The sequence below is a fragment of the Azospirillum rugosum genome, assembly GCF_017876155.1.
GTDB lineage: Bacteria > Pseudomonadota > Alphaproteobacteria > Azospirillales > Azospirillaceae > Azospirillum > Azospirillum rugosum.
This window is the reverse complement of the sequence record NZ_JAGINP010000002.1, coordinates 65,964-91,564: the sequence shown is the minus strand read 5'-3', so window position 1 is coordinate 91,564 and position 25,601 is coordinate 65,964. Positions and strand designations below refer to the sequence as shown.

At 68.9% G+C, this 25,601-nt stretch carries 25 protein-coding genes; 3 read left to right on the top strand and 22 right to left on the bottom strand.

The window, feature by feature from the left end; genetic code table 11:
- Positions 1-159: 159 nt before the first annotated feature.
- From J2851_RS03520 to J2851_RS03440, 17 genes are all read right to left on the bottom strand, one after another.
- Positions 160-693, bottom strand: coding sequence for an REP-associated tyrosine transposase (locus J2851_RS03520; protein WP_209764097.1), 534 nt, complete (start codon positions 691-693; stop codon positions 160-162).
- A 91-nt stretch (positions 694-784) separates the two neighbouring features.
- Positions 785-2,203 (bottom strand): homospermidine synthase, encoded by a 1,419-nt coding sequence (locus tag J2851_RS03515; protein ID WP_209764094.1) that lies wholly within the window; start codon positions 2,201-2,203, stop codon positions 785-787.
- A 153-nt stretch (positions 2,204-2,356) separates the two neighbouring features.
- Positions 2,357-3,634, bottom strand: coding sequence for a type III PLP-dependent enzyme (locus J2851_RS03510; protein ID WP_209764092.1), 1,278 nt, complete (start codon positions 3,632-3,634; stop codon positions 2,357-2,359).
- Between the two features lie 429 nt (positions 3,635-4,063).
- The gene (locus tag J2851_RS03505; protein WP_209764090.1) at positions 4,064-4,882 is read right to left on the bottom strand and encodes a bacteriohemerythrin; all 819 of its coding nucleotides are present in this window, start codon (positions 4,880-4,882) and stop codon (positions 4,064-4,066) included.
- A gap of 162 nt (positions 4,883-5,044) precedes the next feature.
- Entirely contained in the window at positions 5,045-5,596 is a 552-nt protein-coding gene (locus tag J2851_RS03500) for a 1,2-dihydroxy-3-keto-5-methylthiopentene dioxygenase (protein ID WP_209764083.1), read from the bottom strand.
- Between the two features lie 110 nt (positions 5,597-5,706).
- On the bottom strand, positions 5,707-6,942 hold the full coding sequence (locus tag J2851_RS03495; RefSeq protein ID WP_307418929.1) for an MFS transporter: 1,236 nt from the start codon (positions 6,940-6,942) through the stop codon (positions 5,707-5,709).
- 113 nt (positions 6,943-7,055) lie between these two features.
- Positions 7,056-7,928, bottom strand: coding sequence for a VOC family protein (locus tag J2851_RS03490; protein ID WP_209764081.1), 873 nt, complete (start codon positions 7,926-7,928; stop codon positions 7,056-7,058).
- A gap of 27 nt (positions 7,929-7,955) precedes the next feature.
- On the bottom strand, positions 7,956-9,251 hold the full coding sequence (locus tag J2851_RS03485; RefSeq protein WP_209764073.1) for an NAD(P)/FAD-dependent oxidoreductase: 1,296 nt from the start codon (positions 9,249-9,251) through the stop codon (positions 7,956-7,958).
- On the bottom strand, positions 9,248-9,967 hold the full coding sequence (locus J2851_RS03480) for an ABC transporter ATP-binding protein (protein ID WP_209764070.1): 720 nt from the start codon (positions 9,965-9,967) through the stop codon (positions 9,248-9,250). Before J2851_RS03480 ends, J2851_RS03485 begins: the two co-directional genes overlap by 4 nt.
- Positions 9,968-10,142: 175 nt before the next feature.
- Positions 10,143-10,919, bottom strand: coding sequence for an ABC transporter ATP-binding protein (locus tag J2851_RS03475; protein ID WP_246500390.1), 777 nt, complete (start codon positions 10,917-10,919; stop codon positions 10,143-10,145).
- Positions 10,919-11,926, bottom strand: a complete 1,008-nt coding sequence (locus tag J2851_RS03470; RefSeq protein WP_307418932.1) for a branched-chain amino acid ABC transporter permease — start codon at positions 11,924-11,926, stop codon at positions 10,919-10,921. The genes J2851_RS03475 and J2851_RS03470 overlap by 1 nt, the downstream gene beginning before the upstream one ends.
- On the bottom strand, positions 11,919-12,833 hold the full coding sequence (locus J2851_RS03465; RefSeq protein WP_209764069.1) for a branched-chain amino acid ABC transporter permease: 915 nt from the start codon (positions 12,831-12,833) through the stop codon (positions 11,919-11,921). Before J2851_RS03465 ends, J2851_RS03470 begins: the two co-directional genes overlap by 8 nt.
- A 147-nt stretch (positions 12,834-12,980) precedes the next feature.
- Complete coding sequence (locus J2851_RS03460; protein WP_246500389.1) at positions 12,981-14,114, bottom strand: ABC transporter substrate-binding protein; 1,134 nt, start codon at positions 14,112-14,114, stop codon at positions 12,981-12,983.
- A 17-nt stretch (positions 14,115-14,131) separates the two neighbouring features.
- Positions 14,132-14,641: an L-2-amino-thiazoline-4-carboxylic acid hydrolase gene (locus J2851_RS03455; RefSeq protein WP_209764067.1), complete on the bottom strand. Its 510-nt coding sequence runs from the start codon at positions 14,639-14,641 to the stop codon at positions 14,132-14,134.
- 197 nt (positions 14,642-14,838) lie between these two features.
- Positions 14,839-15,351, bottom strand: a complete 513-nt coding sequence (locus J2851_RS03450) for a thioesterase family protein (protein WP_209764065.1) — start codon at positions 15,349-15,351, stop codon at positions 14,839-14,841.
- A gap of 55 nt (positions 15,352-15,406) precedes the next feature.
- The gene (locus tag J2851_RS03445; RefSeq protein ID WP_209764633.1) at positions 15,407-15,799 is read right to left on the bottom strand and encodes a MerR family transcriptional regulator; all 393 of its coding nucleotides are present in this window, start codon (positions 15,797-15,799) and stop codon (positions 15,407-15,409) included.
- A 148-nt stretch (positions 15,800-15,947) separates the two neighbouring features.
- Positions 15,948-17,663, bottom strand: coding sequence for a long-chain-fatty-acid--CoA ligase (locus J2851_RS03440; RefSeq protein ID WP_209764063.1), 1,716 nt, complete (start codon positions 17,661-17,663; stop codon positions 15,948-15,950).
- Positions 17,664-17,898: 235 nt separating this feature from the next.
- Between J2851_RS03440 and J2851_RS03435 the strand changes: the two genes are divergently transcribed.
- Positions 17,899-18,222: an SCP2 sterol-binding domain-containing protein gene (locus J2851_RS03435; protein WP_209764062.1), complete on the top strand. Its 324-nt coding sequence runs from the start codon at positions 17,899-17,901 to the stop codon at positions 18,220-18,222.
- 69 nt (positions 18,223-18,291) lie between these two features.
- The gene (locus tag J2851_RS03430; RefSeq protein ID WP_209764060.1) at positions 18,292-18,576 is read left to right on the top strand and encodes a DUF1488 family protein; all 285 of its coding nucleotides are present in this window, start codon (positions 18,292-18,294) and stop codon (positions 18,574-18,576) included.
- 182 nt (positions 18,577-18,758) lie between these two features.
- On the opposite strand, the gene J2851_RS03425 is transcribed toward J2851_RS03430, so the two are convergent.
- From J2851_RS03425 to J2851_RS03410, 4 genes are all read right to left on the bottom strand, one after another.
- The gene (locus J2851_RS03425) at positions 18,759-19,511 is read right to left on the bottom strand and encodes an ABC transporter ATP-binding protein (protein ID WP_209764058.1); all 753 of its coding nucleotides are present in this window, start codon (positions 19,509-19,511) and stop codon (positions 18,759-18,761) included.
- Complete coding sequence (locus tag J2851_RS03420; protein ID WP_209764056.1) at positions 19,499-20,263, bottom strand: ABC transporter permease; 765 nt, start codon at positions 20,261-20,263, stop codon at positions 19,499-19,501. Before J2851_RS03420 ends, J2851_RS03425 begins: the two co-directional genes overlap by 13 nt.
- A 17-nt stretch (positions 20,264-20,280) precedes the next feature.
- Complete coding sequence (locus J2851_RS03415; RefSeq protein WP_209764054.1) at positions 20,281-21,324, bottom strand: ABC transporter substrate-binding protein; 1,044 nt, start codon at positions 21,322-21,324, stop codon at positions 20,281-20,283.
- 126 nt (positions 21,325-21,450) lie between these two features.
- Complete coding sequence (locus tag J2851_RS03410; RefSeq protein WP_209764052.1) at positions 21,451-23,217, bottom strand: cation:proton antiporter domain-containing protein; 1,767 nt, start codon at positions 23,215-23,217, stop codon at positions 21,451-21,453.
- A gap of 106 nt (positions 23,218-23,323) precedes the next feature.
- Between J2851_RS03410 and J2851_RS03405 the strand changes: the two genes are divergently transcribed.
- Positions 23,324-23,575, top strand: coding sequence for a helix-turn-helix transcriptional regulator (locus tag J2851_RS03405; RefSeq protein WP_209764041.1), 252 nt, complete (start codon positions 23,324-23,326; stop codon positions 23,573-23,575).
- Positions 23,576-23,725: 150 nt separating this feature from the next.
- Here J2851_RS03405 and cysC read toward each other — a convergent pair whose 3' ends face one another.
- Positions 23,726-25,600, bottom strand: a complete 1,875-nt coding sequence (cysC, locus tag J2851_RS03400; protein ID WP_209764039.1) for an adenylyl-sulfate kinase — start codon at positions 25,598-25,600, stop codon at positions 23,726-23,728.
- Position 25,601: the final 1 nt, after the last annotated feature.

Below are 25,601 nucleotides of genomic sequence, written 5' to 3'. Positions count from 1 at the left end.
ATAACTCACCAAAGTCAGAGGTCATGCAATGGAAGGAGTTATAGCGACCGCCCGCTGACCCCACCGTTGCACGATCATGAAATCCCGTTCATGGTCCGCCGAATATCAAAGCAAACTTCGTAGGTTGGGTGGAGCGCAGCGCAACCCAACATCCGCACGTCATTCCAGGACGAGCTTATCGGCGGAGTCCGAACCAAGCCAATCCGGCCCATACGTGCCGTTCCGCACGAAGCGCCGGAAGCTGGAATGGGGCCAGTCCCCGGGGCTGGCGACAAGCCCGTGCTTCACCGGGTTGATGTGGATGTAGTCGATGTGCACCGCGAGGTCCCGCTCGTCCCGGATGCGGTGTTCCCAGAATCGCCGTTGCCAGAGTTCCTGGTCTCCGCGCGCGGCCTTGGCGCCTGAGGGACGCGGCAGAACGTCCGCGTGGCAATGGCGCGTGACCCAGCCCTTGATCCGCCGCCACCGGTTCGAGTAGTCGGCGTCGCCTTCCGGCAGAGTCCAGACGGCGTGGAGGTGGTCGGGAAGCACGACCATGGCGTCGATGGTGAAGGGGTGCTGCGCCATCTCCGCCCGCAAGGATTCGCGCAGCAAGGCCACCATGGCGGGACGGCGGAAGACCGGGCGCCGATTGGCGGTGACCACGGTGAAGAAGTAGGTTCCGCCCGGCGTCCGGTCCCGTCGGTAGTGCATGCAACGGAGGCGTGTGTTGGGTTGCGCTTCGCTCCACCCAACCTACGACGGTAGCGATGGTATGAAAAGGGGTCCCGAAGGACCCCTTTCGTCACACCACGCGGAAGTTCTTGAACTGCCAGGGGTCGTCCTGGTCCACGTCCTCCGGGAAGAGGCGGCTGCGGTCCTGGAGCGGGGTCCAGTCGCCGTAGGCGCCGACGACCTGGCCGAGGTAGGGGGCGCAGATCTCCAGCACGCGGGCGAAGTCCATCTCGTCCGGCTCCACGATGCCGCGGTTCGGGTTTTCCAGCGCCCAGACGATGCCGGCGAGCACCGACACGCAGACCTGGAGCGAGGTGGCGTTGTTGTAGGGGACGAGCTTGCGCGCCTCCTCCACCGTCAGGCGGGAACCGTACCAATAGGCGCCCTTCTTGTGGCCCATCAGCAGGACCCCCAGCTCGTCGGTGCCGCTGACGATCTCGTCCATCAGCAGGCGCTGCTCCGGCTGCATGAACCAGTTCTTGCCGGCCAGCTCGTGCACCGACTTCACCGCGTCGTCGCAGGGGTGATAGGCGTAGTGCACGGTCGGGCGGTAGGTGACGTGGTTGCCGTCGCGCACCGTGTAGTAGTCGGCGATGGAGATCGCCTCGCTGTGGGTGATCAGGAAGCCGTGGAACGGCCCTTCCAGCGGCGTCCAGGTGCGCACGCGGGTGGAGGCGCCGGGGCGCATCAGATAGATGGCCGCGTCGCAGCCGAACTCGTGGCGGTAGCCGTCGGGCGGCAGCTGCTTCTCATGGCTGCCCCAGCCGAGTTCGGCCGGCTGGCAGCCCTCGCCCACGAAGCCGTCGATCGACCAGGTGTTGACGAACTCGCCCACCTTCTTCGGCACAGCAGACACCTGGGTGTCGCGCTCCGCGATGTGGATCACCTTGACGCCCAGCGTGGCGGCCAGGGCACCCCAGCCGGCGCGGTCCGTCGGCGTGTCCACCGCGACGCCGGTGTCGCGGGCGACGTTCAGCAGCGCCTGCTTCACGAAGTGCGAGACGAGGCCGGGGTTGGCGCCGTGGGTCAGCACGGCGGTCGGGCCGCCGGCGTAGGTGGCGCGGTGCGACAGCACCGATTCGCGCAGCGCGTAGTTGGAGCGCAAGGACGGCGTCAGCGAGGTGTCGGTGTAGCCGCCGGCCCAGGGCTCGATGCAGGTGTCGAGATAGTTGGCGCCGACCTTGTGGCAGAACTCCACCAGCGCGATGGACGACACGTCGACCGACAGGTTCACCAGGAAATCGCCCTTGCCCAGCATGGGCTCCAGCACCTGGACGAAGTTCTCCTTCGTCAACGGAAGGTTGATGAACTTCACACCAAGCGCGTCGGCCTCGGCATGGCCGCGCTCTTCCGCCGTGACGATGGTGATCTGGTCCTTCGCGATTCCGATGTGGCGCAGGATCAGGGGCAACACTCCCTGGCCAATCGATCCGAAGCCGACAATGACCATGCGGCCGGTGAAAGTGAGGTGCTTGGTGTCCAGGGTCATGACGACGATCCCCCGAGGCTGGCGAGTCAAAACCACGGCGTGACGACCCCGCTCCTCTTGAAGGGCAGCGTGGGTCGCCAAGCCAACGATTGTTTACGGTTATTTTTTTGGGATAGCCACAGCTTTCCCGCGCCGCAAACGCGGGTGCTGGTCTTAAGCGACGCAGGATTTCAGGTCGTAACCCGGAGTCGCCAGGAGCGGCAGGTCCGAAACCTCCACCACGCGCGCCTGGTCGAAGCCGTTGAACGCGGTGCGTAGGCAGGAACCGTAGGCGCCCAGCTGCCCCAGCTCGATCCAGTCGCCGGCCTGGATGTCGGCCGGAAGATGGAACGGGCCGTTCATCTTGTCGGCGCTGTCGCAGGTCGGGCCGTAGAAGCTGAACGCCTCCAGCGGCGCGTCGGTCATGGTCGCGAACGGGCGGATCATCCGGGCCGGGAAGCGGAAGCCGGGGACGCCGGCGTCCGACAGGGCGCCATAGACGCCGTCGTTGATGAACAGCTCGTTGCCGCGGCGCTTGATGACCTGCACCACCAGCGACACACCCGGCGCCACCAGCGCGCGGCCCGGCTCGCACCAGACGCGGCAGTGCGCCGGCAGATTGAGCTTCGTCACGCCACGGGCGATGGCCTCCATGAAGTCGCCGAGCGGCGGCGGGGTGACGCCCGGGTAGGACACCGGGAAGCCGCCGCCCACGTCCAGCACGTCGATCACCACGCCGCTGTCCGCGATGATGCGGCCGGCCAGCTCCAGCGCCCGCTCGTAAGCGGCCGGATCCAGCATCTGCGAGCCGACGTGGAAAGACACGCCGATCTTGTTCGCGACCATGCGCACGGCGCGCAGCAGTTCCACCGCGTCGGCCGCCGGGGCGCCGAACTTGCCGGACAGGTCGTAGACGGCGTTGCCCTTCGGCAGGGCGAGGCGCACGACGAGGCCCAGATCCTGCGCGTCGCCTGTCTCCTCCAGGATCTTCTGCAGCTCCTCCATGCTGTCGAGCACGAAGTCGCGCACGCCGTACTGCTGGTAGGCGGTGCGGATCGCTTCGCGGCCCTTCACCGGGTGCATGTAGTGCAGCTCGGCGTCCGGGAACATCTGGCGGATCAGGCGGATTTCGCCGGGCGAGGCGACGTCGAAGTGGCGCACGCCGCCCTCCCACAGGGCGCGCAGCACCGTCGGCTCCGGGTTGCACTTCACGGCGTAGAGCACGTCCCCACCAACCGTCTGCCCGAAGGCCGCCACGAAGCTGGCCGCGGTGTCCTTCAGGACGCCCGGACGGATGCAGTGCATCGGGTCTTCCGGCCGGTTCAGGGCGACGGCCTGCACGACCGACGTGCGGCGCGGCGCCATGGCGGTGGAGGCGGCGGACGACGCGAAGGAGACCGGAACGCCGCGGCGGAGCGGGGCGACGGCGGAGCGGGAACGGATGAAGCCCATGGCGCACTCCTTACCCTGGGCCGGCTTTGCAAAGCGGCCCAGCGAACAGACGGGAAACCGGCGCGGCGCTGTCGGCGCCGTCGTCCTGATTTCGGGTTTTCGGGGAAAGGTGACGGGAATAGCCGGAATGAGCGCTCACGCGGGCGAATCGCTCCGCGTGTTAAAGCGTCGATGTCCGGCTGAGGGCTACCGTCTCAAAGCCCTGCCGTGGAGAGCCAACATGCCTACCTCCCTCTCGGGACCGGCCCACTGATGACCGGTTCTGCCAAAAAGGACGCGGTACGTCGTTGCATAACCACAGTGGGCCATTGGCACGTGCGAGTGCGTCGTGAGCGATGAATTACGCTTTTCGACCCGCGATTCAAGTGATTTTTTTATGGCGGCCACCACAACCAGGAGGCAGCCCGGAAGCGAGCGTTCGCGCGCATCCTATTGCCGCGTGTCGCTCCCGCCGGCGAAGGCCACGCGGTCGGAGCCGAGCAGGTGGTCCATCAGCCAGAAGCGCAGGAAATCGCGGGCGGCCACGCCGGCGTCCAGGCGGCCCGATTCGACCGCTTGCCGGACGCGGGCGAACTGGGCGTTCAGCGCCTGGTGGTGCGCCCGGTGCGCCACGAAGCGGCTGGGGGCGACGGAGCGCAGCACCCCCTCCTCCATCGCGAAATGGGCCTGGGCGTGGTCGTGCATCTGCTCCAGCAGCGCGGCGACGTCGGCCTCTCCCTGGTCCAGGCTGGCGCGGTGAAGCTCGTTCAGGCAGTCGGCCAGCTGGCGGTGCTGGGCGTCGAGCGGCGCGATGCCAAGCTCGAAGCCGGTCTCCCACGGAATCAGCTCCCGCCCCTCCGGCGTCGCGGAGGCGGTGCGCACCAGGGCGGCGTATTCGCCGTCGTGGCGGATCTCGTGCCGGCAGAGGGCGGCGTCCAGCGTGCCGGCGACCGTGCACAGGAAGTCGCCGGTGACCTCGCATTCCCGCACATAGTCGACCAGCCGGACCAGCTGCTGTTGCAGCATGGCGTGCTGGTTCGCGTGCTCCTCCCACCGCTGGAAGCCGGCGGCGCGGATGATGACCTCCTCATGGTCGAAATGGGCGTGCATCTCGTCCACGAAGGCGTCGAAATGGGGAACGACGGCGTCCCGCGGAGCCCCCCTAGCGCAGGCGCGGCGGATCGTCCCGACGCGGTCCATCAGGGCGGCGTGGGTCACGTCGATGAAGCCGTTGCCCGTGCGCGGAACGGTGTGGCCGTCCGTGGTCATGGAGCCCCCGCGTGCCTGTGGCGTTCCTCTTGGTGGCGTCCCCGTCGGCGAGTCGCCCACCGCAAGTTGCTGTCGGAGTGATTTGTATCAGCCGAACGGCAGAGGCCGCAACGGGCTGCGACGATCGGACCCAGCCGAAGGTCATAGACTTCCGGGTCTCTCCTACCGCGGCCCGTCGTAGCGGGGAAAGTGGTCGGCGATGACGTCCCCGGTGAAGGCGGCGACCCAGCCGTCCGGGCGCGTGAAGAAGCGGATGGCGGTGAAGTGCGGATCCGGCCCCATGTCGAACCAGTGCTTGGTCCCGGCGGGCACGCTCAGCAGGTCACCCCGCTCGCAGACGACGCGCAGCACGCGGTCGCCGACGTGCAGGTAGAAGGCGCCGCTGCCCTCCACGAAGAAGCGCGCCTCGTCCTCCTCGTGGGTGTGCTCGGCCAGGAATTTGGCGCGCAGCGCGCCGGCCTCCGGCATGCCCCGCGGCACGCGGACGACGTCCGCCGATTGGAAGCCGCGCGCACGCTTCAGGGCGGCAATCGGGCCGGCGTAGGCGGCCAGCACCGCCGCGGTGTCCGCGGTGTCGTCGATCGCCTTCTCCGCGTTCCACCGCTCGAACAGCAGGCCGGCCATCGCGAGGTGCCCGGACACGACCATCCGGTCGCTGCTCGACAGTTCCACCACGGTCGGGTCGTTGTCGGGGTAGACGGTCAGCCAGGCCATGGTCGCCTCCGTTGCTCCAAGCCCTTGGGAGGTCAGGATGGAACCTTCGCAACCGGGGCACAACCGGCCGCGCGGTCGCTGCGGTCAAGCGACGCAGCCTCCCGGACGGATCACCCCCGGCGCGCCAGGGCGAGGGACAGCGCCAGCCCGGCCGTCACGATCACCCCGACGAAGCCGGCCACCCCCGGCCAGCCGTAGCCGTGCCAGAAGACCCCGCCCAGCGTGCCGGCGATGGTGGAGCCCATGTAGTAGCAGAACAGGTAGATGGCCGAGGCTTGGCCCCGGTTGGTCGTCGCGCGCTGCCCGATCCAGGCGGAGGTGGTGGAGTGCATGCCGAAGAAGGCGACGGTGAACAGCGCGATGCCCGGCGTCACCGCCCACAGGCTGTCCGGGCTCATCAGGGCGAGGCCGGCCGCCATCAGCGCCGTCGCCGCGGCCAGCACCTTGCCATGGCCCAGCCGCCCGGCGAGGCCGCCGAAGACCGGCGAGCTGACGGCACCCAGCAGGTAGACCAGGAACACCGCGCCGACCAGCGCCGGCCGCAGGTCGAAGGGCGGCGCGACCAACCGGAAGCCGACGTAGTTGAACACCGTGACGAAGGAGCCCATGGCGACGAAGCCCATGGCGAACAGCGCACGCAGGCCGCCGTCGCCGAGATGACGGCGCCACGCCGCGGCCATGTCGCGCACGCTCATGGAACTGCGCACGAAGCGCTTGGAGGCCGGCAGCCACAGCCAGACCGCCACCGCGCCCAGGATGCCGATCGCCCCGACCACGGCCAGCGCCGCGCGCCAGTTCACGAGGTCGGCGACCAGCGCGGTGACCGCGCGGCCCGACATGCCGCCGACCGCCGTGCCGCCGATGTAGAGGCCCATGGCGAGCCCGGCGGAGCGGGGCTCCACCTCCTCCGACACGTAGGCCATGGCGACGGCGGGAAGGCCGCTCAGCGCCAGCCCTTCCAGCGCGCGCAAGCCCAGCAGCCAGCCCCAGTCCGGCGCCAGCGCGCCGAGAATGCCCAGCGTGCCGGAGGCGAGCAGCGACACCGCCATGATCGGCTTGCGCCCGAACCGGTCGGAGATCATGCCGGCGACCAGCATCGCGACCGCCAGCACGCCGGTGGACAGCGACAGGGCGAGGCTCGATTCCGCCGGCGTGATGCCGAAGACGCGCGTGAAGTCCGGCATCAGCGGCTGCACGCAGTAGAGCGACGCGAAGGTGGACAGGCCGGCCACGAACAGGATGGCGCTGACCCGCCGGTAGGCCGGGCTGCCCGCCACCAGACCGTCCGGGATTGCGGCCACCGGTTCCGCCGTGATGCCCTGCCCGCCGAATCCGCCGTCCGCCACGATCGTTCTCTCGCCCGCGCTGCAATGCAGCGCAAGAGTGCGCGCGTCGGTGCCCACCTGTCCAATAGATCAGACGCGGGTCAGTGATAGGATTTCCGTATAAGTCGCGGAAATCAGGGAATTAGGGCGCGGAGGTCGAAGTCCTTCGCGAAGGCCAGCAGAGCGCCGCCGGCGCTGGCGGAGGACACGCGCAGCACGCCGTTGCCGACGACGGTCGGGAACTTGCTTTTCTGCAAGGACTGCTGCGCGCGGTCGAGGTCGGCGACGCGCACCACGAAGCCGGCCAGGAACGGCGTCGGCGCGGCCAGCGCGGGGTCGCTGGTCCAGCCCCAATGCAGCGCCGCGGGCGTCGCCACGATGATGGGCGTGTCGCCGGTCGGGACGAGGCGGGCCGGCCCCTGCTCCTCCACCGCCGTGCCGAACAGGCGAGCGTAGCCGGCGGCCACGGCGTCCGGATCGTCGGCGGCCACGACCAGTGCTGCGAGGCCGGTGGCCGTGTTGTCGTGCTGCACGTATTCCGGCCGCCACACGACGTCGCGGGTGTGGTGCTGGCACAGGAAGACGCGGCCGCCGACTTGGCTGGCGATGTCGATCTGCGTGATGGTGAAGCGCGCGTCGCGCGTCCCTTCCGGCAACGCGACCGGACGGCCGAAGTCCACCGCTTCCGACGCCGGGTAGCCCGCCTCGGCCAGCAGGCGCTGGGCGGCGCGCGCGTCGTCAGTCTTCAGCGCCAGGGCGGCGATGCCCTCCCGCGTCTTCAGAAGGTCGCTGTAGTAGGCGGTGACGGGGTGCGGCTCCTCCACGGCCAGCAGTTCGACATAGTCGTCGGCGCCGAACATGATGGTGTGGTTAATTGACTTCAGCTCCGTGTGCCGGCCGCGCGGGGTGATGGTGAAGCCCATGCGCTGGTAGGCGTCGCGCGCCTTGTCCAGGTCGCGGACCGCGACGACGAGATGGTCGATGCCGTTGATGCCGTGTGCGCCCATGGTTCGTGTCCCTTCCCGTTCCGGCACTCAGTCGTTGATGTCCCGCCAGCGATAGAGCAGCAGCATGCCGCGGGCAAGCGTCCGGACGGCGACGTGGAACGGCAGCGGGCGCAGCGGCGACAGCGGGATGGGAAGCTCATCGGCCGGGCGGCCCAGGCCATACTGCGCCAGCTCCTTGCCCATGGCGGTGCCGAGCGCCACCGCCCGCCCCTGGCAGCCGATCCAGGTGACGACGCCCGGCGCCAGCTCGTGCAGGCGCGGCAGGCGTTCGGGCGTCATGCCGATGTATCCCCACCAGACGTGATCGAAGGTCACCGGCCCGATCTGCGGGAAGACCCGTTGCAGGCGCTCAGATATACGGGCCCTCAGACGCCGTTCCGAATCCACGTCGAAGACCAGCGCGCCGCCGGTCACCAGACGCCCCTGCGCGTCCTGGCGGAAGAAATACAGGTCGCCCTGGGTGTCGGACAGCGCGTGCCCGTCCGGCAGGATCGATCGGCGCAGGTTCTCCGACAGCGGCTGCGTCGCCATCTGGTAGGAGCGGATCGGCACGATGGTCTGCGCCAGCTTGGGCCACAGCCCGTCGCTGTAGGCGTTGGTCGCCAGCACGACGCGCTTCGCCACCACGCTGCCGCGCGGAGTCGTGACGCGCCAGCGGTCGCCGGCTTGGGTCAGGCCGGTGGCCGGGGTTCCCTTGTAGACCTTGGCGCCGGCCGACACCGCCGCGCGCGCCATGCCGCGGGCGAGCGCCAGCGGGTTGATCCGCCCGCCGGAGCGGTTCTGCCAGCCGCCGTACCAGTAGGGGGAGCCGGTGATCGCCTCGCAGCGGTCGCGGTCGAGCAATTCGACGGGCGCGCCGCGGCGGCCCCACTGTTCCGCGCGCTTGGCGGAGATGGCGAGGCGGCTCTTGCGGTGGGCGGGCTGCACCCAGCCGTTCTGCACCGCCTCGCAGTCGATGCCGTGCTTGGCGACGATGCCGAACAGCAGGTCGGCGGAATCGCGCAGCACGCGCACGAACTGCTCGCCCTTCTGCGGACCCCACAGGGCGACGAGGTCGTCGGGGTCGGCGCGGGTCAGGGTCGGGATGACCTGCCCGTTGTTGCGGCCGGACGCGCCCCAGCCGGGCTCCGCCGCCTCCAGCACGACGGCCGAGGCGCCGGCCTCCGCGAGGTGCAAGGCGGTCGACAGGCCGGTGAAGCCGCCGCCGACGATGACGACGTCCGCCTCAACCTCGCCGGACAGGGTCGGCAGGTCGAGCGCCGGCGGAGCGGTCTTCGCCCACAGGGATGGTGGTAAAGCGGTGTCGATGGTGGCGGCGGTCAATGCACGTGTCCCCCGAGATAGGCGGCGCGGATGCGCGGGTCCTCGGCCAGCTCCGCGGCCGGCCCCTGCAGCACGATGCGCCCGGATTCCATGACGTAGGCCTGGTCGGCGACGCGCAGCGCCGCCTTGGCGTTCTGCTCGACCAGCAGGATCGCCGTCCCCGTCTCGCGGATCATGGCGACGAGGTCGAAGATCTGCCGCACCAGCTTGGGCGCGAGGCCCAGCGACGGCTCGTCCATCAGCAGCAGCCGCGGGCGGCCCATCAGGGCGCGGCCGACGCAGAGCATCTGCTGCTCGCCACCGGACAGGGAGCCGGCCTTCTGCGACAGGCGCTCCCTCAGGCGCGGGAAGAGGGCGAGCATGCGCTCCAGATCCTGCTCGTACTCCCGCCCGCCGCGCGGGCCGGCGCCGAGGCGCAGGTTTTCCAGCACGGTCATGCTGGAAAAGATCTGCCGCCCCTCCGGCGCCTGGCAGACGCCGAGGCGGACGATGTCGTGGGTGGCGAGGTTCGTGATCGGCGTGCCGTCGAGCCGGATCTCGCCGCCGCCGACCTTGTAGACGCCGGAGATGGCCCGCATCAGCGTCGTCTTGCCGACTCCGTTGGAGCCCAGCACCGTAACGATCCCACCGGCCGGCACGTCGAGCGACACGCCCTGCAGGATCGGCTGCGGCCCCATGGTGACGCGCAGGTCGCGGATTTCCAGGAGGTGGGTCATGGATGGGCTCGCAGATTCAACCCTCTCCCCTCTGGGGAGAGGGTGGCCCGGAGGGCCGGTGAGGGGGTTGCGCCTTTTTGGAGCGTCCGGCAAAAGCGCAACCCCCTCACCCTAACCCTCTCCCCAGAGGGGAGAGGGAATGCTTCTTGGGGCGGGGGGAAAACACGGAGATGGGTCATGCCGCGTCCTCCTCGTCGCCGCCGAGGTAGGCTTCCAGGACAGCGGGGTCGCGGCGGATGTGCTCCGGGGTGCCGTCGGCGATCTTGCGGCCGGATGCCAGGACCATCACGCGCTGGCAGATGCCCATGACCAGAGTCATGTCGTGTTCGACCAGCAGCACCGTCATGCCCTCCGCGTGCAGGCCGCGGATGAAGGATGCGAGGTCCGCCGTCTCGCTGTCGTTCAGGCCGGCGGCGGGTTCGTCGAGGATCAGCAGGCGCGGACCCAGGGCCAGGGCGCGGGCGATCTCCAGATACTTGCGCTTGCCGTAGCTGAGGTTGGCCGCCAGCTCATGCCCCTGCCCGGCCAGCCCGACGCGCTCCAGTGCCGCCCAGGTGCGTTCGCTGACCGCCTTGGCGTCGGACTCGCCGCGCCCACCGCGGAACAGGGAGCGCCAGGGGGAATGCCCGACGGCGCCGATGGCGCCGACCGACACGTTGTCGAACACGGTCATGTTCGGGAAGATGCGCAGGTTCTGGAAGGTGCGGCCCAGCCCGCGCCGGGCGACGCGCCAGGGCTTCAGGCCGGAGATGGTCTCCCCACCGAAGCGCACCGTGCCCTCGCTGGGCGGGGTGAAGCCGCTGATGAGGTTGAACAGGGTCGTCTTGCCCGCACCGTTCGGGCCGATCAGCCCGACCAGTTCCCCCTGCTCCACCCGGCCGGACACGCGGTCCACGGCGAGGAGGCCGCCGAAGCGGCGGGTCAGGTTCTCGATCTCAAGAAGCGCCGCCATCATCGCCATCCAATGCTTTGGCGGGCCGTGCCCGCCTTCCAGCCGCCGCCGAAGGAGGAGCGCACGAGATTCAGGGCCGACACCTCGCCGAACAGGCCCTTGGGCAGCAGCAGGATGGAGAAGAACATCACGCAGCCAACCACGATCATGCGCACGTCGCCGACCGGGCGCAGCGCCTCCGGCAACACGATCAGCAGCACGGCGCCGATCACCGCGCCGGGCAGGCTGCCGAGGCCGCCGACCACGATCATCGCCAGCACCAGGATGGACTCGCCGAAGCGGAAGTCGTTCGGGCTGATGTAGCCGGTGGTGTGCGCCCAGAGCGCGCCAGCGACACCGGCGAAGAAGCAGGCGATGGCGAAGACCTCGCCCTTCAGCCGCACCACGTCGATGCCCATGCTGTCGGCGCACTGGTCGTCTTCGCGTAGCGCCCGCAACGCGTTGCCGTAGTAGGAATGGGTCAGCCGGTGCAGCACCCACAGCGACGCCAGCATCACGACCGCGACCACCAGATAGCTGCCGAGGTTGCCGGACAGGTCCAGCCCGAAGACCTTGAAGGACGGGATCGCCGGGATGCCCATGGGGCCGCGGGTGAAGTCCACCCAGTTCAGCAGCGTGCCGTGGATGATCTCCCCCATGCCCAGCGTCGCCACGGCGAAGTAGATGCTGACCAGCCGCATGGTCGGCAGCGCCACCAGCACGCCGCCGATTGCCGCGGCGACTCCGGCCAGCGGGATGGTCAGCAGGAAGGGCACGCCATGCTGCGTCGCCAGCAGCGCCGCGGCGTAGGCGCCGATGCCGTAGAAGGCGGCGTGGCCGAGCGACAGGAGGCCGGCGACTCCGGTGATGAAGTTCAGGCTGGCCGCCAGGATCGCGAAGATCATCGCGGTGATCGACACCCGGAACAGGTAGCCGGAGCCCGACGCCTGCAACAGCGCCGGCACCAGCACCAGAACCGCCAGGGCGACCACGAGCGGAAGGGCCAGCGGAAGGATGCGTTTAGACACGGTCGCGCGCTCCGCCGAAGAGGCCGGTGGGGAAGAAGATCAGCGTCAGCAGCAGGAAGCCGTAGGCGATCATCTCGCTCCAGCCCTGGGCCAGGAATTCGGTCGCCACCGCCTCGGCGAGGCCGAGGAAGATCGCGCAGATCACCGCGCCGGGAATGCTGCTGAGGCCGCCCATGACCATGGCGACGAAGGCCTTGACGCCCGGCGCGAAGCCCATGGTCGGGAAGACGGAGCCGTAATAGAGCGCCACCAGGATGCCGGCCACCGCCCCCATCACCGAGCCGACCACGAAGGTGGCGATGATGGTCCGGTCAGTGTCGATGCCCACGTATTTGGCGCCCAGCGGGTTGTTGGCGACCGCCCGGATCGACAGGCCGATGCGCGTCCGGTAAAGCAGGAACTGCAACCCGGCGAACATGGCGACCGCCGCCCCGAAGATCACGAACTGGCCGGTGGAGAAGGACAGCTCCCCGATCTGCACGGGGTCGGTCAGCTGCGATTCGAAGGGCACGGGGCGCATGGCGCCGCCGAACACCTTCTCCACCACCTCGCGCACGATGATCGACACGGCGAGCGAGGAGAGCAGCGTCGCCTCGCGCATCGCCTTGGACTTCAGCGATGCCTCGTCCTGGAAGCGGCGAAAGGGCTTGAAGGCCAGCCGCTCCAGCCCGAATCCGGCGACGGCCCCGACGGCCATGACGAACAGCACCACCGCGACCAGCGGCGGCGCCAATGCTGTGATCAGCACCACGCCGGCGTAGGCCCCGACCATGTAGACCTCGCCATGCGCGAAGTTCACCACGTTCAGCACGCCGAAGATCAGTGTGAAGCCGATGGCGATCAGCGCATAGACCAGCCCAACGGAGAAGCCGTTCACGAGCTGTTGGACGAAGAAGGCGTCGAACATTCACAATTCCCGAACACGGGGCCCCCTCCCTAACCCTCCCCCGCTGCGCGGGAGAGGGAACTCCGCTTTTTTGCCCTCCACCGCGCAAGCGGGGGAGGGAGGGACCCACGCGCGAGCGTGGGAGGGAGGGGGCACGTTGCCGCGTGTTTACTTCACCAGCGCGAACTGGCCGCCCTTGATCTCCATGCGGGCGAGCTGCTTGGTCGGCTCGCGGGTCTGGGGATCGAAGGTGGTTTCGCCGGTCACGCCGGGGAAGCCGGCGGTCTGGGCGAGCGCGTCGCGCAGGGTCTTGCGGTCGACGGTGGGACCGACCTTGGCGATGGCGGCCAGCATGATGTTGGTCGCGTCATAGGCCTGGGCGGCGAACATGGTCGGGATCGCCTTGTAGCGGGACTGGTACTCGTCCACGTAGGCCTTCACGACCGGCTCCGGGCTGTCGGCGGCGAAGGTGGTGGACAGCTTCAGGCCGTCCGACGACGGGCCGGCCAGCGCGATCAGCTTCGGCGAGTAGAGCGAGGAGGTCGCGTAGGTCGGGATCTGCACGTTCAACTGGCGGCGCTGCTGGAGCAGGGAGGCGCCGTCCTCGTCGAACATGCCGAGGTAGATGGCGTCCGGCTTCTCGCGCGCGACCTTGGTCAGGATGGTGCGGAAGTCGCGGTTGCCGGGGTTGTAGAACTCCACCGACGTGACCTGCCCGCCGCCCTTCTCCACCGCGTCCTTGAAGTTGGACACGACCGACTGGCCCCAGTCGTTCTGAATGGCGATGACGGCGATCTTCTTCTTGCCCTCGCCCAGCGCCCACTTCGCCACGAACGGGCCTTCATAGGCCTGGGTCGTAATGTTGCGGAACTGCCATTCGCTGATCTTGACGTAGTCCGGGTGCGACGCCGTCTGCGACAGCTGCGGCAGGCCGGCCTGGGCGTAGACCTGCGCCGCGGCCATCGACACGGTGGAGGAGAAGTCGCCGAGCACGCCGACGATCTCCGGATCGTCGACGAACTTCTTGGCGATGTTCACGCCTTCCTTCGCGTCGTTCTTGCTGTCCTCGAACTTCAGGACGACGGTGGCGCCGGGCAGCTTGCCGGACTTGTTGAACTGCTCCACCGCCAGGGTGGCGGAGTTGCGGAACACCTCGCCGTACTGCGACATCTCGCCGGTCAGCGGCGCCTGATAGCCGAGCGCGATGGTCTTCTGCGCCAGCGCGGGCAGAGCCGCCATGGACACGGCGGCACCGGCGGCAACACCGGCGAGAACGCCGCGAATCGTCTTGGAAAGCGTCATGGTCCTGCTGTCTCCTCTCACGCGGTGCCGGAATTCGTGGTTGGCTGGCCGGGGCGGACGCGCAGGATGCAGCAGCCCTCCCGGCCGGGTTTCCAGGTTTCGCCCTCGAAGGTGAAGCCGGCGGCCTCGAAGGTGCCGTTGTCCACCTGGCCGGCGATGGCGCACATGGTCGCCAGCTCGTCCGGCGGCAGGCCGTGCTCCTCCCAGGCCTCCTTCAACGGGCAGCGCTTGAAGGCGATGTCCAGGCCGCCGGAGTCGCAGCGCGTCACCACCGGCTCGAACATGCGGCCGTGGTCGGGCACGAAGTCGAGGAAGGCGGTCTTCAGCCCGTCGAAATCGGCCGGGGCGTAGGAGGCGAATCGAGCGCCGACCTCCTCCCCGCGGTCGCGGATGGCCTTGGCCAGCGTCTTGGCCGCGGACTCCGCCCCATGCTCCCGCGCCAGTTCGCGGTACATGGCCAGATAGAACAGCGCCCGGTTCTTCAGCGAGCCGCGCAGCTGCTCGCGCAGATCCTCTTCCTCGGTCATGGCCGTGCCTCGCCCCCAGAAATGCACCGTGATCGCATACCATCATAGGCGAGCGACCCAGGGTGTGCGAATTACCCTATTTTGCGCATGCCTACAGCGTCAATGCTTTCACAGCGAAGCATGCATTCTTCTATAGGGAATGGGTGACGATCCACGCCGCGAACATGTTGTTTTTGGGGAATTGCCTGGGGTGTTTTTCACGCGACCAAGGGCTGGGCGCGCCAAGCGGCGATGAAATCCGGGATCGGCGGCGAATCGCGCCCCTCACCGAGCGCCGCCAGGACCTCGGCGGGCGGGACCACCGCGCCGCGGGCGACGAAGGCGCCCTGCACCACGGCCATGGCGGCGGTGCCGCCCGCCGTCTCCACGCGGTGCTCGATGAAGAAGTACTTCTCGTCCCAGCACAGCACGCGGCTGACCAACTCGAATCGCTGGAAGGGCGCCAGCGGCCGGCGGAAGCGCACCGTGGCGGCGCCGAGCACCGGCTGCCAGCGGTTGCGCAGGATGGCCCGCCCCAGCCCGGCGCGCAGCATCAGGTCGGTCCGCCCCAGGTCCATGACGCTGAAATAGCGGGCGTTGGTCATGTGCATGTTGAGGTCGAGATCGGTCGGCCAGACCCGGAAACGCAGGCGCGCGTCGTCCAGGAATCCGACCGGGCGGCCGAGCAGCGCGGCCACGACGACGGCCATCAAGCGGAACAGCAGGTTCATGCCACCTCTCCGGTTTCTTCGTCACGAAGACCGGGAGGCGGACGGGACCACCCGGTCAGGCGCTTTTGGCTTTCACGCCACGGTCGTCGAGCGCGGCGACCACCTGCGATTCGATGTCCTTCAACTCCTCGACGGTCGCCTCCAGATCCTCGCGCTGCTGCGCCAAGTCCCGCAGGCGGGCGTCAATGCGCTTCAACAGGACCTTCAGCTGTTCCACCCCGCCGTCGACGTTGTAGAGGTCCAGATACTCCCGGATCTCCGCCAGCGAAAAGCCCAGCCGCTTGCCGCGCAGGATCAGCTTCAGCCGGGCGCGGTCGCGCTTGGTGTAGACGCGGTTGTTGCCGACGCGGTTGGGCGACAGCAGCCCCTTGACCTCGTAGAAGCGGAGGGCACGCGGCGTGATGCCCAGTTCCTCCGCCAACTGATTGACCGTGTAGAGCTGTTCCATGGTGGGGGGCACGCCTTCCGTCACGTCGCGCCGCACGCGGGTTTTGTTTATTCTCGAAACAATCCAGCCGCCCGGCATTTACGTTCCTACCACAGCAACGGCGCCACAGGAACGGTGACATGACAAAGGCGCGCCCGTCCCTCCCCGTTCAAACCTCCGACTTGTTCAAGCTTTCGGCGATCAGTTCCTTTTTGGAGAGCTTGCCGACCGCCGTTTTCGGCAGTTCCGCGCGGAACTCGATCTGCTTCGGCATTTCGATTCGCGAGATCTTGTCGCGCAGGAAGTCCTTCAGCGCCTCCGCCGTCAGGGCAGCACCGGGCTTCAGCTGGACGAAGGCCTTCGGGCTCTGCCCGCGATAGTCGTCGGGGATGCCGATGACGCAGGCGGCCACAACGTCGGGATGCTGGTAGATCGCCTCCTCGATGACCCGTGGGTAAACGTTGTAGCCGCCGCAGATGATCAGATCCTTCAGCCGGTCGAGCAGGAAGACGTAGCCGTCCTGGTCCATCACCCCTACATCGCCGGTGAACAGCCAGCCGCCGGAAATGGCGCGGGCCGTCTCCTCCGCCTGGTTCCAATAGCCGGCCATGACATTGGGCCCGGACAGCACAAGTTGCCCCTTCTCCCCCGGCGGCAGCACGCGATGCGGATCGTCGAGCGCGCGGATCTGGAAGGTGATTCCCGGCAGCGGCAGGCCGATGGAGCCTTCCTTGTTGACGCCCGTCAGGGGGTTGCAGGCGCAGACCGGCGAGGCCTCCGACAGGCCGTAGCCCTCCACCAGCACGCAGCCGGTCGCCCGCTCGAACTGGCGCTTCAGCTCCATCGGCAGCGGCGCCCCGCCGGAGATGCAGTAGCGGATGGAGGTCATCGGATGCCGCGCCACGTCCGGGTGGCCGAGCAGCGCCTTGTACATGGTCGGCACGCCGGGCACGAGGGTCGGCTTGCGCCGCGCGATGGTCTTCAGCACCTGCGCCGCCTCGAAGCGCGGCAGCAGAATCAGTTCCGCCCCCGCGGCCAGACCCATGTTCAGCACCACGGTCATGGCGAAGACGTGGAAGAAGGGCAGCACCGCCAGCATCCGCTCCCGCCCCGGCGCCATGCCGGGGAACCAGGCGGCCACCTGCCGCGCGTTGGCGACGAGGTTGGCGTGGGTCAGCATCGCCCCCTTGGGCACGCCCGTGGTGCCGCCGGTGTATTGCAGCACCGCCACGTCGCGCCGCGGGTCAATGGCGACCGGCCGCACCTCGCCGTCGTTGGCGAGCAGCGCGTCGAAGTCCACATGGCGGCCATCGGCGGGGATCGCGGCCAGTTCGCTGCGCTTCAGCACGCGGAACAGCACGCCCTTCACCGGCGTCAGGATGGAGGCCATGCGGCAGACCACGATGGTCTTCAGCCGGGTCCGGCCCAGCATCGCCTCGATGCGCGGGTAGATTTGCTTCAGGTCGAGCGTGACCATGATCTCGGTGCCGGAATCCGTGATCTGGTGCTCCAGCTCCCGCTCGACGTAGAGGGGGTTGTAGTTCACCACCGTGCCGCCGGCCTTCAGCACGCCGAAATAGGCGATCACGTAGGTCGGCGTGTTCGGCAGGCAGAGCCCCACCCGCACGCCCGGCTTCACCCCCAGCGCGGCGAAGCCCTTCGCCGCCCGGTTCACCAGCCCCATGACCTCCGCGTAGCTGTAGCGGCGGCCGAGGAAGTCCAGGCAGGGGCGTTGGGCGAAGCGGGCGGCCGCCTCCTCGAACAGGTCGGACAGCGGGGACACGGGGATGTCCTGGTCCCAGGCGATGCCGGCGGGATACTGCGCCAGCCAGGGCTGATCCGCCCCCTCACCCGTTCCGTCCCTACGCGCAAGATTCTCGGTCATGTCCGATCCTCCCGACGGCGTGGGGGTCAGTGACCGGGGGGACGGTTCGGGAGGCGGAATGGAGGGATCTCGGGCGTGGCGGCCTTCGGCATGGTTTCACTCCCCTTTTTGATCGCGGTTCCTCGGATCGCTCGGGCGCCTGGAACCTTTTGGTTATGACGTTGACGTAAACGTAAGCTCGACCTACTGTCAAGAGACCTGACGATCAGGACGCACGGGAGAGAGGGACCGACCGATGGTTGAGGACATTCTGCGGGAGCTTCAGGCCCGCTCCACCAGCTTCCGCGGGCTGAAGGCCAACGTGCGCTTTGCGATGGAAGACGACGCGGTGGTCCGCGTGGACGCCCGCGAGACGCCAGTCGCCATCCGCCGCGAGGAGGACGTGAGCAAGAACGGGGCGGCCGAGGACGCCGACTGCACCATCCGCATCTCGGCCGAGAACCTGAAGAAGCTGATGGACGGCCGGCTGAACCCGATGCTGGCCTTCACCATGGGCAAGCTGAAGGTGGACGGCTCCATGGGCGTCGCCATGAAGCTGGCGCAGCTGCTGGACGAGTAAGCGAAGCGCTTCAAGCGCAGCGGCTACGATGTTACCTACATCCTGACGTGAGTGCTTCGAGAGGATGTGATGCCGATCTTCGTGTTCCCCGACGACCCGATCTGGAACGAGGAGGCGGACGCCGTCCAGTTCGCCGTGGAGGTCGGGGAATACCACGGCACCGTCTTCATCCCCCGCCGCGCCCTGCAAAGCCTCGCCGGCCACACGCCGAAGCCGGACGAGGCCGTGCAGCTCGTCTGCATGAACCGGCCGGTCTTCGACAAGGCGGTGGAGGCGCGCATCATGGACCGCAAGCTGGACCCCGACGCGAACATCCATTTGACGCCGCGGGATGTGCGGCGGGTTGGGGGGTAGGAGTTTCTGGATGGGGAGTGGTTGTGTTGGGCCCCCCTCCTAACCTCCCCCCACTTCGCGGGGGGAGGGACTTGGTGCAAGTGCGGCGGAGTTCCCTCCCCCGTCGAAGATGGGGGAGGGTTAGGGTGGGGGCCCGACGCGACGATTCGTGGGGGTCCAGCGCAACCACCCTCCCCGCCCCCTCAAATGCTGTAGTTGTCCGCGATCCCGCTGCGCAGCTGCTCCACCTGCTCGCGGAAGACGCCGCCGTCGCGGCCCGGATCGTTGCGGACATCCCGCACGATGCGCGCGGGACTGCCGCCCAGCACGATGATGCGGTCGGCGAGGTGGACGGCCTCCTCCAGGTCGTGGGTGACGAAGAGGATGGTCTTGCCGGTCTCGCGGTGGATGCGCCGCAGCTCGTCCTGGAGGCTGTGGCGCGTGATGGCGTCGAGCGCGCCGAAGGGCTCGTCCATCAGCAGGATGTCCGGGTCTACGGCGAGCGCGCGGGCGATGCCGACGCGCTGGCGCTGGCCGCCCGACAGCTCGTAGGGCCAGCGCCGGCCGTAGTCGTCGAGCCGCACCAGCCGCAGCGCGGCGGCCACGCGCTCGTCGCGCTCCGCGGTGCCGATGGGCAGGCCCTCCAGCCCGAAGCGGACATTCTTGGCGACGCGGCGCCAGGGCAACAGGCGGGCGTCCTGGAAGACGAGGCTGACCGGGCGGTGGCCGGGCTTGTTCGTCTCGTGGATCGTCACGGTGCCGCCGCGCGCCTTGTGCAGGCCGGCGACCACGCGCAGGAGCGTGGACTTGCCCACGCCCGACGGGCCGACGATGGCGACGAAGCTGCCGCGCTCCACCGACAGGTCGACCTCCACCAGCACCGGCGGGGCATCCGGGCCGTAGCCGATGGAGACGCCCTTCAGGTCGATCACGCTCTTTTCCATCACTTCTGCCATGCGAGCACCCGCTGCTGGACCTGCATGAACAGGAAATCACAGACGCCGTAGAGCGCCGCGATCGTCACCATGTAGAGCACCACGATGTGCGTGGCGAGCAGGCCGGAGGCGTCGGACATGCGAGAGCCGAGGCCGGCGATGCCGAACAGCTCCGCCGCCACCACGGTCATCCAGCCCTGCCCCAGCCCGGCGCGGACGCCGGACAGGATGCCGGGCAATGCGCCGGGCAGCACGATCTTGAACAGGCGCGGGACCAGCCCGCCCTGGCCGAAGGCGTAGCCCAGTTCGATCAGGTCCTTGTCCACGCCGCGCACGGCGGCGTAGGTGGCGTAGTAGTTGATCCAGAAGACCGTCAGGGCGATCAGGAAGGTCGCCGCCGCCTCGCTGACCCCGAACCAGATGATGGCGAAGGGGATCCAGGCGATGGACGGGATGGGGCGCAGCATGCGCACCACCCAGGCCTGGGCGGCGTCCCAGACGCCCCACATCGCCGCGGCCGTGCCGAAGGCGATGCCGAGGACGGTGCCGAGGAACAGTCCGCTCAGGTAGTGGGACAGGCTGGCGAGCACCATGGTCTGCCAGGTGCCGGCGCGCACCTCCGCCACGAAGGCGGCGGGGACGGCGCTGGGCGACGGCAGCAGGCCGGACGGTACGACGCCGCTGCGCGCCAGCGCTTCCCACGCCAGCAGGAAGACGGCGACGCCGAGCGCCGACAGGGCGACGGAGGTGTGGAGCTTCAGCGGCTGGCGCATCGGAGACGGTCGCGGCCTTACTTCGCCACGGCGGCGTCGTAGAAGCGGAAGTCGAAGGCCTCCGCCACCGGGATGATGCCCTCGGCCGAGCCGATCTCCTTGGTGTAGGCCATCATGTTCTCCACCGCCGGGACGACGCCGTGCGGGTCGGCCACGAACTTGGAGCCCGGCGAGCGGAAGGCGGCCTCCAGCGTCGCGGCGTCCATCAGGCCCTTGCCGAGATACTCGTTGGCGACCTTGGCGGCGCGGGCCGGGTCCTTGGCGATCAGCTCCACGGCACGGACATGCGCCTTGAGGAGCTTGGTCAGCGCGTCGCCGTGCTGCTTAATGACCTCGCCGCGCACGGCGATGATGGTGCCGGGCTGGTTCGGGAACATCTCCGCCCCCGTCGCCAGCAGGGAGACGTTCGGGTCCATCTGCTTGGTGACGGTGACCGTCGGCTCGCGGATGGTCGCGGCGTCGAGCGCGCCGGCCAGCAGGGCCTGCTGGGTCTTGTCGATGCCCATGGAGATGATGTCCACGGTGGCCGGGTCGACCTTCACGACCTTGAACAGCCAGTGGCGCAGGACCGTGTCGGGCACCGAGCCCGGCGGCTGCGTGCCGATCTTCACCTTGCGGCCGTTGTCGGCCACGAACTTCGCGAAGGACTCCGGAGTCGCCTTGCCGCCCAGCGCCTTGGCGAACTGGCCGCGGCCGGCCACCACCATCTCCTCCACCGCCGAGTTGGCGATGACGGAGATGTCCGCGCCCTTGGCGCGGGCGACCAGCACCGGGGCCACGCCGGCGTACATGGCGTCGATCTTGCCGGCGGCCATGGCCTGGATGGCGTGCGGACCCGATTCGAACTTGGTCAGCTTCAGCTCGATGCCCGCCTCGCGCGCCCAGCCCTCCCCGTCCAGGATGAACAGGGGGGCGGCGGCCAGGATGGGGATGTAGCCGACCTCCAGCCTCACCGGGTCGGCGGCGCGGGCAAGGCCGGGCGCCAGCGCAACGAGGGACGTGGCGGCCAGGGTCGTGGCAGCCAGCGCCATCAGGGCGGAGCGACGGGTCAGGGCGGTCATGGCGGCATCCTTTGGGCGATAGGCTCTAGGCAATAGCCGCCCTATTTAGCACGCTTTTCACCCAGAGGAAGAGTGAATTGCACATTCGGCGTAGCGATAACTGCACATTTCACAAATGCGGTACTGTTATTCAGCCGCCGAGGCGCGCGATTCCGACCCGGGATCGGTCTTGTCCAGCACGAGGCTGAGCATGCAGCGGGCGATCTCGCGCTCCCCCATGATGCTGTGGGTGGCGCCGCATTTCTCCAGATGCTCGACCTCGGTGTCGGAATGGGCGCGGGCCAGGATGTCCAGGCCGGCGTTCGCGGCGCGCGCCTGCTCCACCACCGTCCCGGCCTCGAAGGTTTCGGGAATGGCGACGACGAGGCGCCGGGCCTCCGCCACGTTGGTCGCGGTCAGCACCGCCGGGTCGGCGGCGTTGCCGAACACCACCTCGGCCCCGTCGGCGCGGGCGGCCTCTGCGGGCTCCGGCCGGTCCTCCACGACCACGAAGGGCATGCCGGCCTCCTTCAGCCCGGCGCCGACGAAGGCGCCGACGCGGCCGTAGCCGATCAGGATGGTGTGGCCGGACAGCGTGACCTGCGGAAGGTCGTACTCCGGCAAGGCCGGCTCGGGGGCCGGTTCCGGGGCGGGCTTGGCGATCAGCGCGCTGTCGGGCTCCACCGCGGGCTCCTCGGCCGGGACGGGCTTGGGCTTCGGCTCCTCCAGCGGGGCGAATCGGGCGATCAGGGCGAACAGCAGCGGGTTGACGAAGATGGAGATGATGGCGCCGGCCAGGATCAGGTCGCGCGCGACCTCCGGCAGGAGGCCCATCCCGACGCCAAGGCCGGCGAGGATGAAGGAGAACTCGCCGATCTGCGCGAGGCTGGCGGAGATGGTCAGCGCGGTCGCGTTCGACCGGCCGAAGGCGCGCACCAGACCGAAGGCGGCGGCGGACTTGCCGACCAGGATGATCGCCAGCGTCGCGGCCAGCTCCCACGGGGCGCTGACGATGATGGACGGGTTGAACAGCATGCCGACGGAGACGAAGAACAGCACCGCGAAAGCGTCGCGCAGCGGCAGCGTCTCCTCCGCCGCGCGCTGGCTCAGCGGCGATTCGTTCAGGATCATGCCGGCGAAGAAGGCGCCCAGCGCGAAGGACACGCCGAACAGCGCGGCCGCGCCGAAGGCGACGCCCAGCGCGATGGCCAGCACCGACAGGCGGAACAGCTCGCGCGAGCCGGTGTGCGCGACCCAGTGCAGGATCCAGGGGATCACCCGACGCCCGACGATCAGCATCACCGCGACGAAGGCCGCGACCTTGCCCAGCGTGACCAGCAGCACCCCGCCGAGGCCAAGGCCGAAGGGACCCGTCCCCGCGCTCTCCCCGTTCATGGCGCCGGCGAGGCCGGGGATGATGACCAGCGCCAGCACCATCGCCAGATCCTCGACGATCAGCCAGCCGACGGCGATGCGCCCGCGCTCCGTCTGCACCAGCCGCCGCTCCTGCAACGCGCGCAGCAGCACGACCGTGCTGGCGACCGACAGGGCGAGGCCGAAGATGATGCCGGCCATCAGCGTCCAACCCAGCGCCATGCCCAGCCCGACGCCGAGCGCCGTCGCGATGCCGATCTGCACCACCGCGCCGGGCACCGCGACCGTCTTCACCGACAGCAGGTCCTTCAGCGAGAAGTGCAGCCCGACGCCGAACATCAGCAGGATGACGCCGATCTCCGCCAGCTCGTTGGCAAGGCCCTGGTCGGCGACGAAGCCCGGCGTGAAGGGGCCGATGACCACCCCGGCGAGCAGATAGCCGATCAGCGGGGACACCCGCAGCTTGTGCGCCAACGCCCCCATGGCGAAGGCGAGGACGAATCCGGCGACGAGAATGGCGATCAAGGGACCAGCGTGCATGGGTCTCCTGCAAGGTGCGAAGGCGGCGGGACGGGCGGCAGCCCTTGACTTTGGCCCGCGGCCCTCGCATTTCAACCATTATGGTTGAGATTTTGTTCGTGTACCCATGCCGCACCTGAAGCTTCTGACGCCGGGCCAATGCCGGGCGGCGCGCGGATTCCTCGACTGGACCCAGGACGACCTGGCCGAGCGCGCCGGCCTGTCGCGCAGCACCGTGCGGGATTTCGAAAAGGGCCGGCACGACCTGCAGCCCGGTTCGGCCCAGCAGATCGTGCGGACGTTCGAGGAGGCGGGGGTGAAGCTCATCCCGGCCTGCGCGGAGAACGGGCCGGGGGTGTGTATGAGGGGGGCGGGATGATTTAAGTGGTCGCGTTGGGCCCCCACCCTAACCCTCCCCCATCTTCGACGGGGGAGGGAACTCCGCCGCACCTGCGTCAAGTCCCTCCCCCCGCGAAGTGGGGGGAGGTTAGGAGGGGGGCCCAGCGCGACCACCCAACCTTCTCTCTTCTTACAACCGCCCCTGCTTCAGGCTGGTCTTGCCGAACGCGGTGTCGACGTAGTCCAGCAGTTCGCCCAGCGCTTCGGTCGGGGCGAGCGCGCCGGTGTCGATGGTCAGTTCCGGCGACTCCGGGGCCTCGTAGGGGGCGGAGATGCCGGTGAACTCGGCGATCTCGCCGGCGCGGGCCTTCTTGTAGAGGCCCTTGGGGTCGCGGGTCTCGCAGGTGGCGAGGTCGGCGGAGACGTAGACCTCGTGGAAGCGGTCGCCGCCGATGGCGCGGGCGCGGGCGCGGTCGGCCTGCAAGGGCGAGATCAGCGAGGCGATGACCAGCACGCCCGCGTCGGCGAACAGCTTCGCGGTCTCCGCCACGCGACGGATGTTCTCCGCCCGATCCTCCGGCGAGAAGCCCAGCCCGGCGTTCAGGCCGTTGCGGACGTTGTCGCCGTCCAGCACGAAGACCTGCCAGCCGCGGTCGAACAGCGCGCGTTCCAGCGCCATGGCGAGCGTCGACTTGCCGGCCCCAGACAGGCCGGTCAGCCAGAGGACGCCGCCCTTGTGGCCGTTGGCGGAGAAGCGCTCCTCCGTCGTGACTGCGTGCGACACCTCGGTGGTGTTGGTCGAGGCCGCGGGACCCTCGTCCACCTCCACCGCGATGCAGCCGCCGACCACGTCGTGGCCGTCGATCAGCACGCCGCGGCCGGTGCGCGGCAGCTCCGACGCCAAGTCGATGGCAATGGGGGAGCGGGAGCGCAGCACCACCTCCGCCACCTCATTGCGGTGGACGGCCTTGGCCGGGGTGCTCGACAGATCCTCGATGTCGATCACCGCGGTGATGCTTTCCACCGTCACGCGGTGCTCGGCGGTGGTGATCTTCAGCGTGTAGGTCTTGCCGACGGTCAGCGGCTCCGACGTCAGCCAGAACAGCCGGACGCCGAGGCGGTGGGTGACGTGTGGCGCGCCCTGCTCCAGATGCGCGATGTGCCCGCGCTCGGCGAAGATGCGCTTGTCGAGCGTGACGCCGATGCTCTGCCCGGCCTGGGCCGCGACGATCGGCTGGCTGTGGTTCCAGCCTTCGATGCTGACCACCGTGGCGGTGGCGCCGGTGGGCGAGAAGCGCAGCGTGTCGCCGACGCGCAGGCGCCCGCTCTCGATGCGGCCGGCCAGGATGCGGCGGTCGTCCGGCTTGTAGACGTCCTGCAGCGGGAAGCGCAGCGGCTGGTCGGTCGGCGTCTGCTGCGGGCGGAAGGCGTCCAGCGCCTCCACCACCGTCGGGCCGTCGTACCAGGGCGCCTTGTCGGAGCGGGTGACGATGTTGTCGCCGTGGCGCGCCGCGATCGGGATCACCGCCTTGGGGAAGACGTCCAGCTCCGCCAGATACTCGCGGATCTCGCGGGAGACGGCCTCGAACCGGTACTGGTCGAACTCCACCCGGTCCATCTTGTTGACGACCACCGCGACCTGCCGCACGCCCAGCAGGTGCAGCAGGAAGGCGTGGCGGCGCGACTGCTCCAAGGCACCCTCGGCGGCGTCGATCACCAGCAGGGCGGCGTCGGCCTGGGAGGCGCCGGTCACCATGTTCTTCAGGAATTCGGTGTGGCCCGGCGCGTCGATGATGACGTAGGGGCGCTGCGCCGTCTTGAAGTGGATCTGCGTGGTGTCGATGGTGATGCCCTGGTCGCGCTCCGCCTGGAGGGCGTCCATCACGAAGGCCCATTCGAAGGGCATGCCGCGCTTGCGGCTCATCTCGTGGACCTGCTCCACCTTGCCGTCCGGCAGGCTGCCGGTGTCGTTCAGCAGGCGGCCGATCAGGGTGGACTTGCCGTGGTCGACGTGGCCGACGATGACGATGCGCAGCTGGCCGTTCAGCTCGTTCCGGTTTTCCATC